Source organism: Marinomonas sp. ABL3_031 (assembly GCF_056161265.1).
Genome location: NZ_JBSWYU010000009.1, coordinates 121,997 through 137,436, shown reverse-complemented (window position 1 = coordinate 137,436; position 15,440 = coordinate 121,997). Strand labels below are relative to the sequence as shown.

At 44.2% G+C, this 15,440-nt stretch carries 12 protein-coding genes; 6 read left to right on the top strand and 6 right to left on the bottom strand.

The annotated features are described in order from the left end of the window. The first annotated feature begins 107 nt into the window (after positions 1-107). Positions 108-1,013 (top strand): DMT family transporter, encoded by a 906-nt coding sequence (locus ACXAH2_RS11540; RefSeq protein ID WP_475078628.1) that lies wholly within the window; start codon positions 108-110, stop codon positions 1,011-1,013. Between the two features lie 183 nt (positions 1,014-1,196). After that, entirely contained in the window at positions 1,197-2,858 is a 1,662-nt protein-coding gene (ettA, locus tag ACXAH2_RS11535; RefSeq protein ID WP_475078626.1) for an energy-dependent translational throttle protein EttA, read from the top strand. A gap of 106 nt (positions 2,859-2,964) precedes the next feature. Here ettA and ACXAH2_RS11530 read toward each other — a convergent pair whose 3' ends face one another. After that, positions 2,965-3,798 (bottom strand): alpha/beta hydrolase, encoded by an 834-nt coding sequence (locus tag ACXAH2_RS11530; RefSeq protein ID WP_475078625.1) that lies wholly within the window; start codon positions 3,796-3,798, stop codon positions 2,965-2,967. Positions 3,799-3,873: 75 nt separating this feature from the next. Continuing rightward, complete coding sequence (locus tag ACXAH2_RS11525; protein ID WP_475078624.1) at positions 3,874-4,884, bottom strand: helix-turn-helix transcriptional regulator; 1,011 nt, start codon at positions 4,882-4,884, stop codon at positions 3,874-3,876. Between the two features lie 191 nt (positions 4,885-5,075). Here ACXAH2_RS11525 and ACXAH2_RS11520 point away from each other — a divergent pair, with 191 nt between their 5' ends. Beyond that, the gene (locus ACXAH2_RS11520) at positions 5,076-7,196 is read left to right on the top strand and encodes a TonB-dependent siderophore receptor (protein ID WP_475078622.1); all 2,121 of its coding nucleotides are present in this window, start codon (positions 5,076-5,078) and stop codon (positions 7,194-7,196) included. A 106-nt stretch (positions 7,197-7,302) separates the two neighbouring features. Here the strand turns inward: ACXAH2_RS11520 and hisG are convergent, their stop codons facing one another. Together hisG and ACXAH2_RS11510 are read right to left on the bottom strand one after the other, a co-directional pair. Next, positions 7,303-8,145, bottom strand: a complete 843-nt coding sequence (gene hisG / locus ACXAH2_RS11515; RefSeq protein ID WP_475078621.1) for an ATP phosphoribosyltransferase — start codon at positions 8,143-8,145, stop codon at positions 7,303-7,305. A gap of 227 nt (positions 8,146-8,372) precedes the next feature. Further along, positions 8,373-9,329: a DMT family transporter gene (locus ACXAH2_RS11510; protein WP_475078620.1), complete on the bottom strand. Its 957-nt coding sequence runs from the start codon at positions 9,327-9,329 to the stop codon at positions 8,373-8,375. 122 nt (positions 9,330-9,451) lie between these two features. Between ACXAH2_RS11510 and ACXAH2_RS11505 the strand changes: the two genes are divergently transcribed. Further along, the gene (locus tag ACXAH2_RS11505; RefSeq protein ID WP_475078619.1) at positions 9,452-9,928 is read left to right on the top strand and encodes an Lrp/AsnC family transcriptional regulator; all 477 of its coding nucleotides are present in this window, start codon (positions 9,452-9,454) and stop codon (positions 9,926-9,928) included. Positions 9,929-9,998: 70 nt separating this feature from the next. Here ACXAH2_RS11505 and ACXAH2_RS11500 read toward each other — a convergent pair whose 3' ends face one another. Further along, on the bottom strand, positions 9,999-11,612 hold the full coding sequence (locus tag ACXAH2_RS11500; protein ID WP_475078617.1) for a methyl-accepting chemotaxis protein: 1,614 nt from the start codon (positions 11,610-11,612) through the stop codon (positions 9,999-10,001). Between the two features lie 400 nt (positions 11,613-12,012). Between ACXAH2_RS11500 and ACXAH2_RS11495 the strand changes: the two genes are divergently transcribed. After that, positions 12,013-13,347: a DUF2868 domain-containing protein gene (locus ACXAH2_RS11495; RefSeq protein WP_475078616.1), complete on the top strand. Its 1,335-nt coding sequence runs from the start codon at positions 12,013-12,015 to the stop codon at positions 13,345-13,347. A 3-nt stretch (positions 13,348-13,350) separates the two neighbouring features. After that, positions 13,351-14,697, top strand: a complete 1,347-nt coding sequence (locus ACXAH2_RS11490) for a DUF3482 domain-containing protein (protein ID WP_475078615.1) — start codon at positions 13,351-13,353, stop codon at positions 14,695-14,697. Here the strand turns inward: ACXAH2_RS11490 and ACXAH2_RS11485 are convergent, their stop codons facing one another. Continuing rightward, positions 14,698-15,420: a 1-acylglycerol-3-phosphate O-acyltransferase gene (locus tag ACXAH2_RS11485; RefSeq protein ID WP_475078613.1), complete on the bottom strand. Its 723-nt coding sequence runs from the start codon at positions 15,418-15,420 to the stop codon at positions 14,698-14,700. Positions 15,421-15,440 lie beyond the last annotated feature (20 nt).

The following is a 15,440-nucleotide window of genomic DNA, read 5'->3' as shown; positions in this document are numbered from 1 at the left end:
GGTGTAAAAATATTTGTTCATTAGGGCGGAAATCATACCAACCCCATTCTGATATAGCCACCAAGCGGCGTTATTTGCCCCGCCAGACTAGAACAATAAGGACAGTTATGCCGTTCGCGGAACTATCAGGACTCGTTGCCGCCCTATGTTGGACCCTTTCCAGCTTAATGGCACCAAGGCTGATTATGCGTTTTGGCACCATGCGCTTTAATACCTTTCGCATTGTCATCGCCAGCAGCCTCTTGTTGGTCATTTGCTGGCTCACGCAAGGCTTTAACACCACACTTTGGCAATACGCTGATGTGATTATGCTCTCTGGGCTGGTGGGGATTTTTCTGGGCGACACCATGTTATTTACTGCCGTTCACAGACTTGGGCCAAGACGCGCTGGCGTACTCTTCGCGATGAATGCGCCCATGTCCATTTTATTAGCTTGGTTGTTTCTCAACGAGCACTTATCATGGTGGCAACTCTTTGCGTGCGCTCTGGTGTTAATCGGTGTGATCATCGCCATTTTATTTGGCAAACGAGAAAACGCTCACGCTTGGGAGCAAACCAAAGGGCATTTGGGGTTTGGCATTTTAATGGCATTAGGTGGCGCACTAGGGCAAGCCAGTGGTGCTTTATTAACGAAACCAGCCTTGCTCAGCGGTGCAGATCCTATTGCTGTATCCGCCTTACGCGTCACCACCGGCGCCATCGCACTAATCTTGGCATACAGTCTCTATTATCGTCACCGTCAACCAAAAACAGCGCTCTCTTTACAACAACTGAGCGGAAAAGACTTGCTTGGCATTGCGACGCTGGCGACCATTGGCATGGTCATCGGCATGAGCGTATTAGTCTGGGGAGTTGGAAATGCTAACGTTGGCATAGTAACGACCTTGTCAGCCACCGTTCCCGTACTGATCCTTCCCGGCTTATGGATAACTACGGGGCAACGTCCTGCCATTGGGGCTTGGATCGGAGCCATTCTAGTGGTACTTGGTGCTGCTTTGATTATTCAGCTTTAGCGCCCAATTTAAGTTATTTTTCTGCGAGCCAATCTACGATTCTTATCGCCTGTTGTGTTTTTCCATTGCCACCCCATGTGCTATTCTTACGGCACTTTTTACAGTGCGCCATCCACTTGCAGATTCCATTTAAAAGCAGTTGCGCGGCGCGTGTCTCAACCATAGTAATAAGTTGGTTTAATTATGGCTCAGTTTGTATACAGCATGAATCGCGTTGGAAAAGTCGTTCCACCTAAACGCGAAATCCTTAAAGACATTTCTTTGTCTTTCTTTCCTGGCGCAAAAATTGGTGTGTTGGGTCTTAACGGTTCAGGTAAATCGTCTTTATTACGCATCATGGCCGGTGTAGACACCGAATATAACGGTGAAGCTCGCCCTATGCCCGGCATCAAAATTGGTTACTTGCCTCAGGAGCCAGAGCTGGATCCAAGTAAAGACGTGCGCGGTATCGTTGAAGAAGCCGTGGCTGATGTGAAAGAAGCCCTAACGCGCCTTGATGAAGTTTACGCCGCTTACGCTGACCCAGACGCAGACTTTGATGCCCTAGCAAAAGAACAGGCAGAGTTGGAAAACCTGATATCAGCGAAAGACGGTCACAACTTAGAACGTGCCCTAGAAGTCGCCGCCGATGCTCTACGTTTACCGCCTTGGGAAGCCAGTGTAGAACACTTATCTGGTGGTGAGCGTCGTCGTGTGGCCTTATGTCGTTTGTTACTTGATAAGCCAGACATGATTCTACTGGACGAGCCGACCAACCACTTGGACGCGGAATCCGTTGCTTGGTTAGAGCGTTTCTTGAAAGACTACCCAGGTACTGTTGTGGCCATTACCCACGACCGTTACTTCCTCGATAACGCAGCCGGTTGGATTTTGGAACTTGACCGCGGTAACGGTATTCCATACGAAGGCAACTACTCTTCTTGGTTGGAGCAGAAAAACGCACGTTTGGAACAAGAAGCCAAACAACAAGCGTCGCACCAAAAAGCCATTAAATCTGAGTTGGAATGGGTTCGCCAGAACGCCAAAGGTCGTCAGTCTAAATCCAAAGCACGTCTAGCGCGCTTTGAAGAAATGAGTTCGAAAGAATTCCAAGAACGTAACGAAACCAACGAATTGTACATTCCACCTGGCCCTCGTCTTGGTTCAAAAGTGATTGAAATCGAAGGCGTAAGCAAAAGCTTCGAGCACAAAATGCTGCTGGAAGACTTCAACATGGTGGTGCCACCTGGCGCAATTGTCGGCGTGGTCGGTGGTAACGGTGCCGGTAAATCCACCCTGTTCAAAATGATCGCGGGCATCGAGCAACCTGACACAGGCACAGTAACACTGGGTGAAACCGTGCAATTGGCGTATGTGGATCAGATGCGTGAACTGGATGGTGACAAAACCGTATGGGAAGAAATTTCCGACGGTCAGGACATGATCACAGTGCACAACTACAAGGTGCCTTCTCGTGCTTACATTGGCCGCTTCAACTTCAAGGGGGCGGATCAGCAAAAATTTGTGAAGCACCTGTCTGGTGGTGAGCGTAACCGTTTGCACCTTGCAAAACTGCTAAAAGAAGGCGGTAACGTCTTACTGTTGGACGAACCCACCAACGACCTTGATGTAGAAACCTTGCGCTCATTGGAAGACGCTTTATTGGCCTTCCCAGGCGCGGCTATCGTGATTTCCCACGACCGTTGGTTCCTTGACCGTATCGCAACGCACATCTTGGCCTACGAAGGCGATTCCAAAGCTGTCTTCTTTGAAGGTAACTACCAAGAATACGAAGCGGACTACAAGCAACGTACTGGTAACGACGCGACACCAACGCGTATTAAGTACAAAAAAATCGATGCTTAACTAAGAGACGGCGCGAATAAGTTTTTAGCTTAAAAAAATAAAAAAAACGCTTATCGAAAGTTAAGCGTTTTTTTGTTGGAGCATAGTCCTCATATATAGAAATAACTCACTTTCTTGCCTTGGGTAATAAGGCTTCTAATGCCATGGTCAGTGCTGGCAAAGAAACAGAGCCATGATTCATAAATGGTAAGACACGTAGTTCACTTTCTATTCCTTGTTGCAGAAACCAATCCTGTGCGAGTTTGGCATCATAAAGCATAAAATCCTTCTCTTCCCTTCCGACAATCATCATCACGGCTTTTCTCTTTCTGTCATCTGAGGGCTGGTTTTCCAATCGTTTTTTGAGATATCCATCATTCCACCACAAGGATGGACTGACGACTCCGTAAGCGGAAAAAGCGTTAGACCTTGTATTCAGTGTATAAAGTGCAAACAAGCCTCCTAACGAATGGCCAAATAACAGCTGCTGATCTTCATTGATTGGATATTGTTTTGACAACCATGGACGCAATTGGTCAATTAAAAACCTTTGTAATAATGCTGCACCGCCATACTGAATATCGCTAAATTTCTCCATGTGTTGCTGTGGTACTTTTGGAGGCTGTGTTGTTGGAGGAGTCAGATCATACCAGCGACGCTTTACATCATACAAACCTTCTATCGGATAGCCCACTCCAACAATGATGGCTGGTTGTTTGCCGCCCGATCGTTCATGCGTTAACGATTTACTCACCATGACGCCAGTAGAAAAGAAGGCATTTCCATCCAATAAATACACCACTGGAAAGCCATCCTTTGGCGCATCTACTTCAGGGACAGACACAAAAATTCGCAACGGTAGGTTCTGCTCTTTCAGCTGCCAATCCACGTAATAGCTATTCGGCAAAATAAAGGTGACAGAATGAGCGGGTGAAATTGTCTGTGCGATAACTTGCGTCATGTAACTTCCAAAGAAACAATAAAAACAATTTAATAACAGGCGAAGTGAAGATCGATACATTTTTTGCCTCAATAGTTAATGACGGGTCAGTAACCTATTCAAGGAATACTGGTGAATTTCATTCGGAGAAACACCAAACTGACGCTTGAACGCGGCACTAAAGTTATTCGCATGGTTATAGCCCGCCATAATGGCTGCTTCAGTAATGCTAACCTGTTCTCTGTACAACGCTTTACAAGCTTGATTTAAACGCTGTTTTCGTAAGTACTGAGTAAGACTCATCCCCAAATGGTCTCGGGAGTAACGTTGTAACGTAGCGGCACTCATGCCCAACTCATGACCAATTTGATCTAACGACATTAACCAACTTTCCTCTTGCGCTAACAACTGACAAAAGCGCAACCCTTGTCGTGAGTCATAGCCCATTTGCTTCGCGCGTTTTTCTTCTAAAGAAATCAACCATGCTGTCAATAATGACAAGGCAAAAGCTTCACGTGCTAATTTCCCAATCGGACTGATCTCAGGAAAATCCAATAATTTTCGCGCCTGTAACCATAAGTATCTTGGTAAAGACCAGTCCGTAACTGATAAATGTTCTGCCAAGCGTTTATTCAAAACCACACTACTCAGTTTATGTCTGGTAAACCAATCAGGAGAAACTGAAACATACAAACCACATCGACGGTCACCTTTATTTATACTCATATGACAAGGTGCTGTGTCACTTACTGTGATCACCTTTGCACATTGACTGTCCTTGGTAAAAACAACCGAACGAGTACCATATCGAAAGCGATTCTCTCCTTCAAAAAACAGCAAAATCCGCACGCAAGGTTCTATTTGGGTATCCACTATAATGTCCTGCATAGCAACCGCATTTGTCATATGAATTACCACATCCGATTCACTCCTTTCTGTCAAAATCGCCCCTTTTAGCACCGGATGGGAAGCTGTATGAACAGGTGCTTCACCGGCTTTTTTACACTGCTTAGAAACAGATAATTGGTATTGATTGACGTTTGTTGCATGCGATCTCAACTCAGTTTCGAGCACAACTTGATCTTTTAATCGGGTGACCTGCGACATGACTTCTCCTAAGAACTATCCTAACCAACTCAAAAGATGAGAACAGTTACCTTCTTAAGAGTTGATTTTCTTGCATAGCAATGTGCGTGATTCGCATAGGCGATGGACAACAAGGCTGTGAAATAATGAGAGCATTAAAACACAAATGCAAATCATTATCTTTTAGGAAACATATCTCTTGGGGATATTCTATGAAACCAATCGCTTTAATTAGCATGACATTATTGCTACCGCCTCCTATGACAGCTATTGCCGAAAGCATCGTCAATGCAAACCGAATACCGACCTTAACGGTCGAAGGAAATGCTTTATATGATATGGAGGCTTCTGAAAGTACCGAGGGCTATAGTGTTGATTCGGCCACAATTGGAACAAAAGCACCTGCCGCGTTACGAGACATTCCACAGTCTATCACTGTCTTAACCAACGACTACATAGAAGATCGCGACCTGACTCATCTCGATGACATCGCCAAATTAACCCCCGGACTGCGCACTCTTTCAAACGACAGTGGACGTTCGTCAATCTATTCTCGTGGCTATGAATACGATGAATATAATGTAGACGGTCTTCCTGCCCCAATGGCTTCTATCAACGGCACTTTACCTTCTTTATCTGCTTTTGACCGTGTCGAAGTAATGCGAGGGCCATCAGGCTTATTCAATAGCACCAGCGAAATGGGCGGCATCATTAATCTGGTTCGCAAACGTGCAACCTATGATAAACAAGCTTCTATCTCTGCTGGATTGGGAAGCTGGAATCGCTATCAACTCAATACCGATGTATCTGGCGTTATCAACGAAAACGAATCCATACGGGGTCGATTGGTGCTTTCAGAAGAAAGCATGCCTAATGAAATTGATGGCAATGAAAATAAAGACCAAAGCATCTATGCCACACTGGATATGGACTTGTCTGACACCACAGAACTTTCAGTGGCCGTACTTCACCAGAAAAAAGACATCACGCCTGCAAACGGTTACCCAACTTATTCTGACGGTTCACTCGCAAATTGGGATAGGTCTACTTTCTTAGGAGCGGATTGGAATGACTTCAACAATGAAATGACAGATATCTTTGTGGATCTAGTACATGAGTTTGACAATGGCGGTTACGGTCGAATTGCCGTACGCACATCAGATAGAGCAACAGACTATTACTACGCCTTTACTGGATCATCACTTGCCGATGATGGAACAACCTCTCTTAACACCTCACAGCGCGACCTAGAGCAGCAAACCATTGCTCTTGATGCCAGTTACAGCCAACCATTTGAGACTTTAGGCAGTGTCAGCGAATTTGTACTTGGTGTAGACTACAAAAACTACGATACAGACTATTTAAATGGTACGACACGAAATTTCGTTAGCAGCATTAACGTCAATAACTTTGATTCCTCTTCAATAGCCTACACAGATCCGACTTACAGCTCACGCATCGAATCCAGCGAAAAAGAAATGGGCACTTATTCCAAGATGACTTTTCGTCCAATTGACAGCCTAGCCTTAATTGGTGGTGGCCGCTTCAGCTGGTACGATTTGGAAAGCGACACCACCACACTATCGTCAGGAGATGTAACTTCTAGCAGTTACCATGACAACGCTCGATTCACCCCCTACGGTGGACTGGTCTATGACATCAACCCATTACACTCCTTTTACGCAAGTTACTCTGAAGTATATAAACCACAAACGGACGTGGGGGAGGATGGCGAAATGATTGACCCTCGCGTTGGTTATCAGCTAGAACTTGGTATTAAAGGCAGCTACCAAAATGGCAAGCTCAACAGTCGCTTTACCCTATTCCGACTCACTGATGACAATCGTGCAACCAATGTCGACGGCGAAAGCTACTCCGAAGCAACTGGTAAAACACGTGTGACCGGCGTTGAATTAGAATTAAGTGGTCACTATGATCAATGGGAAATGATCGCTGGTTACACTTACATGGATACCGAAAATTTAGAAGGTGATGAAAACACTTTATTCATGCTAATGCCAAAACATACACTTAATATTTGGGGCACCTATACACTAATAAACAACTCTATTCTAAACGAAACCGAATTAGGATTAGGCATTACCAGTATGAGCGAATTTTCATTAACCCGCGGCGCTACAACGATTGCAGCTCCAAGTTACACAACAATTGATGCCAATATCAGTAAAGATATCACCGAAAACTTAACCCTATCCTTAAACGTAAACAATTTGTTCGATAAAAAATACTACTCACGTGTCGGCAGCGCGGCTACGTTTAATTTCTATGGCCCATCCCGCAACTTTATGGCCAGAGCAAATTATCGCTTCTGATGCGTCGTCCTAAAATAGGTTGACAGTTTTTAGGTCAGCTCCTGTAGCTGGCCTTTTTCTTAACTTTATAAGCCCTTGCAATAAATGCTTCACAGCAATGCAAACCTTACATCCTTGCCATTTCAATATTCGTTAAGAGAATGGCCTTACAACCGATTGCCTTCAACTGATCCAATATATGGTGGGCCTCTTCTTTTTTGACCATGGATTTCACAGAACACCAAGCATTGTTTTTAAGCTGACTGACTGTTGGCGACTCAATGCCTGGGGTTAGTTCACAGGCTTTGTCCAATAGGTTGGTTGGCACATCGTACTCAACCATCTGATATTCCAACGCAATTAAGCGACCATTCACCCTATCAACAAAGCGCTTAACGCCTTCTTTGTCTTTCGATTCCAATGCGGAAAATAACGCCGCATTGGATGTAAATATCGGCTCCCCCACGACTTTTAAACCTGCAGATTTAAGTGTCGCACCGGTTTCAACAATATCAACCACACAGTCTGCCAAACCTAAACTGATGGATATCTCTACTGCCCCGTCTAACTCAACCAGATCTAACTCAGTAGAATGAAAGTGCTGCTTCACTAAATTAGGGAATGAGGTAGCAATTCTTAATGACTTAACTTGATTTGAATCGTCAAGCCTTGTGCTTTCCATTGCGGCAATACAGAGTTTAGAATGGCCAAAGGGTAAATCCAGCATTTTACTGGCTTGGCTTTGCTTCTCATGGTGGAAATCTTCCCCTGTGATACCTAAATCAATAATCCCTTTATTTAGGTACATTGGAATATCACTCGCTCTTAAAAAGTAGAACTCAACCTGATTTTTAGTATCTTCAAAGTAAAGCCCCTTGGTTGGTTTTTTGACTTTATAACCACAAGAGGTCAATAACTCGATACAAGGCCCATACAAAGCCCCTTTATTTGGTAACGCCACTCTGATCATCTGAAACTTCCTGTTAGAAAACTTAGCAATTCGCGCCTTGGCAAGCTTAAAAAATTCTTCAAGAATCTTAGCAGCAACTCACCCTAGCTTACACCATTAATATTTGTGAACCGCAAGATTTGAAATCCAAATTTTTCTTAACGAGAGTTCAATTTTCATGCATAAAAAAGCCCTTTTTACCTAGGTAAAGAGGGCTCTATGACTCGTATGATTAAGCGTTTTTTAGCTCAATGCTTTTTCAATATACCACTGGCCAGCAGCACGCCTGTGGCTACCAGACCTAAGCCCACGATGGAGTAGGCTTCTAGGGTTTCGCCTAAGATAGGAATGGCGATAATAGAGGCTAAAACTGGGGTAAAGGCACCAATGGCCGCCATGTTTTCAGCGCCAAGCTTTTGTACCGCATAGCCATAAGTGAAGCCCGTCATTAATCCAACCAACAAACTTTGTACCACCAACTGTACCGCAATCATGTCCCAAGACGCCTGCGAAAGTCCGCTGGATACCAAACCGGTTGACCAAAGCACCAGCAAAATGGCAAATGACACAAAGCCCATCAGCGAGGTAGAAAGCAATGGGGGTAAGCCAGCTATGCGTAAACTTACGGTATAAATCGCCCAAAACATGCTAGCCGCCAAGAGTAATAAATCCCCTTTCCAAGTCCCTTGTGCAGCGGTCAGCATGGACAGACTCAGCAACACAATCACCCCAGTGCAGACTAAGCTCAAACCTATCTTGCGCGCCCGAGTCACTTTTTCCTGATAAAAAATCACCGCCAACAAAGTCACAAAGAATGGGTAAGCACCTAGAATCAATAACCCGGCGTGGGACGCTGGAGCATACTTTAAGCCTGTGGCACTTAGAAAGAAGAAGGGAACGCCAGCACCACACACAATGCCAAGCAATAGCATAGGGGAAACCGATTTGATCTTTTCTCGACCACGCCAAAGAATGGGCAAGAGCAGAAGAGCTGGCGGCGTAAAACGTAACAGCCCCAAATCAAAAGGCGTGAGTGTATTGGTCACACCTGCACGCATACTGACCAACCAAGAGGCCCAAATCAGAATACTGACAAAAGCCGCCAACAATCCCAGTTTAAAGCCCCAACCCGTTGCGTATACCTTATAGTCAGGTTGCGGATTGGAAGCAGGTTCGGAATAGTCTTGTGTTGCAGAATGAGCCATACGCACCTCGCCAGATAATATTAATTTGTATTATCTATGCAATTCAGCGAGCATGTCCTTGCTATTTCACCCAGTTATCCTCTATTTTTTAGCACATATACTCACCTTAAGACTAAATAGTTATGAAAGATGCCAACATAGACAAAACAGATCTGGAGATACTCGCTCATTTACAAGAAGACGGACGCCTCACTAATGTGGCGTTAGCGGAAGAAATTCACCTCTCACCTTCACCCTGCTTAAGGCGCGTAAAACAATTGGAAGCCCAAGGTGTGATTCAAGGTTATCATGCCAGGATTGATCGTTTAAAAGCCGGATTTTCCATGACAGTCTTTGTCGAGGTGAAACTCAGAAATCATGCGGATGACTATCATCTTGATTTTGAAAAAGCGATTTTAGCAATGGAAGACGTGATCAGCGCACATTTGGTGTCTGGCTTAGCCGATTATAAATTAGAAGTGGTAGCAACCGATTTACAAGACTATGAAAGCATCTTAAAACGCATCCAGTCTTTACCTCATGTGAAAGATTTGCAAAGTTACTTTGCCATTCGTTCGGTAAAAACCAGCGCTCCGTTGCCACTTAAAAAACCAAGGTAATTTATTTACCAATATAAAAAAACCGCTTTAGCCAATGCTGGCTAAAGCGGTTTTTAACATCCCAAATTGCTTAAACCTTAAAGCTGCTCACCTGCTTATCCAAAGCTTTGTATAACTCAGAGATATCTTGTGATTGTTTCTTAATATTATCAGAAACAGACTGCACAGAATCCGTTTGCTCTTTCAGCGACATCATGTTTTGGTTGATATCACTTGTCATCGAAGATTGCTCTTGAGTCGCTTGAGCAGTCTGCGAGGCCATGGATTGAACTTTCGTAAAAGACTCTTGCAGATCATGGAAAGCTTTTGTCACATCACCAAAGTTGTTCACGGTAAAGTCCGCATTGTTGCGACTGTTTTGAATGGCTTTTGAGGATTCCGCTACATTCACTTTCAGCTGTTCAATCATGGTTTCTATTTCATTGGTACTGTCTTGCGTACGGGTAGCAAGCGTTCGTACTTCATCAGCAACGACAGCAAAACCACGACCTTGTTCACCAGCGCGTGCCGCTTCAATCGCTGCGTTGAGTGCCAACAGATTGGTTTGCTCAGCAATATTTCGAATCACTTCCAGTACAGAGGCAATACTTTCGGAACTCTTTTGTAACTCATCAGAACGACCCAAAGCCAATTCAATATCGGTTACTAATTCCGTTACCGCAGAATGAGACTTGTTCACTGCGGTAATACCGTTTTGCGTCAGACTGCTCGAATTATCCGCTTCTTCTGCTGCTTCACGAGCCACATTGGCCAGTTGTTGGTTAGACATATCCATTTGATGGCCTGCACTCACAATAGAAGCAGAGGCACCTGCCAACGAACCAGTAATCTTTGAAGTTTGTGAGGCGGCATTGTTCAGCTGCCCAGTCACCTGACCAAGCGCACTGGCCTGTTGATGAATATTCGCAATAATGCCTCGTAAGTTCTCAACAAAACCGTTAAATTCTGCGGCCAAATCGCCCAACTCATCTTGAGTTTTAAATTCAATACGCTGCGTTAAATCACCATCACCTTGCGATATTTCGCGAATACGTTGACCTAAGTAACGTACTTGATCGGTAAGGGTTTTCGGTGTTTTGTAGCTGAACCAAACGGCGATCAAGACACCAATAAGAACCAAGATAGTTGCAAGTCGAACGGATGTCGCCAGTTTGCTTTCCAACGTCAGCTTTTCTTGTGCTGAGTGCTCATTAATGGCCTCGCCAGCGACATCCAAGATGTCCCGCATCGCACCAAAGGTGTCATTTGATAAGGTTTCAGCCTCAGCATAATTTGCCATGCTCACATCCAGCGCCACTACCGCATTAGAAGCAGCCACCCATGCATTGAAAGCTTGATCAAAATCCCCCAGTTTAGCGACCACTTCTGGCGCAACTGACATATACCCAAGATACAAGTCAAAGCGATCTCTAACTTGTTGAATATTTTCGGTACGGTCCGTTTCTTCACTTTCTGCGTCACCAAGACCCGTCACAATGCGCTGCTCAGCCAATTTAGCTTGATAAGCGTCACGGTCGGCATTCAAAATAACTGAAATGGCCTTTTCATAATGATTAGTATGCTCATTTAAAGACGCTTTCAACTGGTTAATAATGGATCCTAACGCTATTAGCGCTAGTATGAATGTCACGGACATCACAACAACAGGTAAAGAACTTTTTACCCTCACGGAATTTAAACGCATACCCAACCTCCCAGACTAACGCGTCTAACGATGTCGGCAATACTAGGTCTTTGGCATTGCACACTTCAATGAGGATTAACAAATGCACACACGAATACTGTAGGACTTTACCTACAACACCAAAAAGGTTGCGTTATCACCCTATAATATTGCAATGAAAATAACTTTATAAAGAACAATGATATAAGAACATGCATAAGGAAAAATAGGAAAAGCCTATAAGCAACCAAAGCATCAATAAAAATGGACACTATGACACCTTTTCAGGCGTCGCTCCTTCTATTTCAGCCTTTGCCAGCGAGTTCGCGTAGAAGGATGTTCAGAAGGCGTATCCTTATCTTTCCTAGGGAAGATAAGGATACTTCCTTTATAATGCTTTTATCATGAGACAAGATTGGGTATGACCTTGCTACCACAGGATGAAAAGCTGGCGCTAGCCGCTTACTTAGAAAGCCATTCAGAATTTACGCTGCCTGCATCTGCCAGCAATCTAGATCAAGCCTTACAAGCACTTGATCAGGACCATCTCAACCAGAACGCCACAACAACACACTATTCGGAGCAATACGCTCGCCTAAAAAATTACTTCCGCAGCAGTATTTTGGTTTTGATGATGGTTAGTTTTGTGATCGGGCTTTTGGTCACCCCCAGCAGTTTTCTCGTCAATGAACAAAAGCACATCAACATTTATTGGCTATTGCTCACCCTACTGGGATTGCATTGTCTTAATCTTTTGTTATGGATAGCGAGTATGGTTTGGTTAAGTATAAGAGCCAACTCTAGTAAGAGCTCCTTATTACTCAGCGCAGTATCATTCTTACACCATAAAATGAGTCAGTGGCTTGCCATTGATGTACAAGTTAGTAAAGCATTTTGGCATTGGCAAAGCCCACCACAAAATAAAACTTGGCTGGCAAGCTGCTTATCTCAGGGGGTTTGGCTAGGTTATCTGAGCGCTGGGCTATTGATAACATTACTGCTTTTACTTACCAACCAGGTGAGTTTTATTTGGGAAACCACACTACTTAGCGACAGTCGTTTTTTATCGTTAACCCAATGGCTAAGTAAGCCATTAGATTGGTTAGGATTGGATTTACCAACTCAAGCCGACATACTTTCAAGCCGAATTGATCAAACACTGCAAGACCAAGCTACACGACAACGTTGGGCCAATTTCTTGCTCGCCAGTTTGTTCGTATATGGTCTGCTACCACGACTTTTCTTGTTAATCTTGTGCATGGCTGTGTATCGTTTCAAATTGATAAATCGCAAACCCAGTATTCAAGAAAAGATCATCATGAATCGTTATGCGCAACAAGAGGCGCATAAAAAGCGCATCACTGATCCAGACCACCTTCAGCGACCGCAAAACACTTCCAATGAAAGGCAGTCCTTACCCGTTTGTCGCATCAACAAAAACAGCTTATGGGGCCTATATGAATGGAGTGATGACATTCCTGATACTCTCAAAGAAGTCACTACCCAGCTGATAAATGACCAAACGCAACAACACGCTTTTTTGCCACTCACTCATGGTCAAGCCACCTACCTTTTGGTTAACAATGCTCACAGCCCAGACCGTGGCACGTTGCGTTTTCTAAGCAATTTGGCCGCGCAACAAGCAGATTTCCAGATGGTACTATCAAAAACCAAGACAAGTCATTTTGATACTGCTTGGATTGACCTAGCCAAACAGTTGCAACTCACCGAACCCAAATACTTACCAGAGGAATAGACAGTGTCGATTAAACTCTTAGTGGTGGGTCACGCAAACACAGGCAAAACCTCTTTGATTCGCACTTTGTTGCGTCGTCATGACTTTGGAGAGGTGAAAGATCAAGCGGGTACCACCCGTCATATTGAAACAGTGACCATTAGATTAGCTGATCAGGAAATCATGCAATTAACCGATACACCTGGTTTCGAGGATTCCATTGGATTGTGGCAAATCAGGCAACAGGAAGCTTTTCAAGCGCTCAAAGGAAGCGACTGGCTTAACCACTTTTGCCAAAGCCAGTATGCTCAACAAGAGTTTGAGCAAGAAGCCAAAATTCTTGCCCAGCTAACACAAACCGACATTATCTTGTATGTCATCGATGTGCGCCAAGCACCGCTTGGTAAATATCTAAATGAATTAGATATTTTGGCCTGCGCTAACAAGCCCATAGTGCCGATTTTGAATTTCAGCGCCAGCCCAACACCTCATATCAACAAATGGCAACAGGTGTTAGCAGAGCGTCACCTGCATACTTTAGTAAAATACGATTCCGTGGCATTTTATTTTGAAGATGAAAAACGCTTATATCAGAGTATTCAAAGTCTCATGCCCAAAGACTATGAGCGACTAGAGCACTTTATCCAACGTCGTCATCAAGCAGCTCAATTGCGTTTTAAATCCGCCACTCACCAACTTGCTCAACTGCTTATCAATGCCGCCAGCTATCGACTCTTGGTGAATCAATATCCGCCTAATACCCTACAACAAGACGCTTTTGAACAAGCCATCAATCAACAAGAGCAAGGTTTGATCCAAAGCCTTTTAGCACTTTATGAATTTCGCTCAGAGGATGTGTATTTAGATCGTCTTGCTATTCAAAATACTGTCTGGCAACAAGATCTTTTTGCCAAAAGCACGCTTAAAGAATGGGGGCTTGAAACCAGCAGTGGCGTTTTAACTGGGGCTGCCATTGGTGCTGGCATAGACGTCATGTCGGCTGGTCTTAGCTTGGGTACGGCTACAGGGATTGGCGCTTTATTAGGGGCAGGGTGGCAAACCGGTAAGCACTACAAAGACACCATAAAAAGTAAACTGACCAAGCGCCATTACCTTTGTCTTGATGATGTCACGTTGGGACTATTGGCATTGCGCGGGATACAAGCCATTATTCATTTACATCGACGCGGTCACGCCGCTCAGCAAAGCGTAAAAGTAAATGGCGATAAGACAAGCAATATGGACACTATCAAGCCTCTGTTAAGCTATTTCCAACAAGCCAGACAGCACCCGCAATGGTATAAGGAAGACAGTCCAATACAAAGCGATGTGGAAATCTGTTTACAGCAGATTGCAGATACTATTGATTAATTACTTAACAGCCAATTCTGTATCCAAACGCTGCTGAGTTTGATGCATCTGCTCTTCACATTGTTTCATCAGTTTTACCACATCGGTTTCATGAAGACCTTCTGTAGAAATAGGATCCAGCATTTCCACTATGACCTTACCATTATTCCAGCGATTGAGTTTGACTTGATCATGCGTGCTGCTACAAACGACAGGAATAATAGGGACTCCAACTTGCACCGCCGCATGAAAAGCGCCACGTTTAAAGGGTAACCAACCACGACCACGACTTCGCGTACCTTCTGGAAACATCCAAATAGACAAACCGGTACGTTTCATACTGTGAACCACCTGTTCTATGGTAGCGATGGCTTTTTTACGATTGTTTCGATTAATCAAAATATTGCCACTAAACCAATACAAAAGTCCAAAAAATGGAATCCAACGCAAACTGGTTTTACCTACCGTCACCACCCCTTTCGGTACCACAACAGCCAAGGTAAAGAGATCAAAATTATTTTGATGATTCGCCACATAGACTGCTTGCGGCACCAATTGCGCTTTTTCTGACACTCGCCCAGATATTGACAGCCCAAATAAAGGGCCCACTTTAGCGAACACTCTCCCAAGGTGATAAACGCGATTCTTTGAGCTCAAGGTCAGTAAACAAAACACAATACCTAACAAGGTTACCAGTACTACCAACACCAATAGCAATGCCATCCGAATCAACAGCAACAACATAGTTTATTCCACCTTAGCAA

Bases quoted from the DNA above. Each gene is read 5' to 3' on its own strand.
- ACXAH2_RS11540 (WP_475078628.1), top strand. From the start codon at position 108: ATGCCGTTCGCGGAACTATCAGGACTCGTTGCCGCCCTATGTTGGACC.
- ettA (WP_475078626.1), top strand. From the start codon at position 1,197: ATGGCTCAGTTTGTATACAGCATGAATCGCGTTGGAAAAGTCGTTCCA.
- ACXAH2_RS11530 (WP_475078625.1), bottom strand. From the start codon at position 3,798: ATGACGCAAGTTATCGCACAGACAATTTCACCCGCTCATTCTGTCACC.
- ACXAH2_RS11525 (WP_475078624.1), bottom strand. From the start codon at position 4,884: ATGTCGCAGGTCACCCGATTAAAAGATCAAGTTGTGCTCGAAACTGAG.
- ACXAH2_RS11520 (WP_475078622.1), top strand. From the start codon at position 5,076: ATGAAACCAATCGCTTTAATTAGCATGACATTATTGCTACCGCCTCCT.
- hisG (WP_475078621.1), bottom strand. From the start codon at position 8,145: ATGATCAGAGTGGCGTTACCAAATAAAGGGGCTTTGTATGGGCCTTGT.
- ACXAH2_RS11510 (WP_475078620.1), bottom strand. From the start codon at position 9,329: ATGGCTCATTCTGCAACACAAGACTATTCCGAACCTGCTTCCAATCCG.
- ACXAH2_RS11505 (WP_475078619.1), top strand. From the start codon at position 9,452: ATGAAAGATGCCAACATAGACAAAACAGATCTGGAGATACTCGCTCAT.
- ACXAH2_RS11500 (WP_475078617.1), bottom strand. From the start codon at position 11,612: ATGCGTTTAAATTCCGTGAGGGTAAAAAGTTCTTTACCTGTTGTTGTG.
- ACXAH2_RS11495 (WP_475078616.1), top strand. From the start codon at position 12,013: ATGACCTTGCTACCACAGGATGAAAAGCTGGCGCTAGCCGCTTACTTA.
- ACXAH2_RS11485 (WP_475078613.1), bottom strand. From the start codon at position 15,420: ATGTTGTTGCTGTTGATTCGGATGGCATTGCTATTGGTGTTGGTAGTA.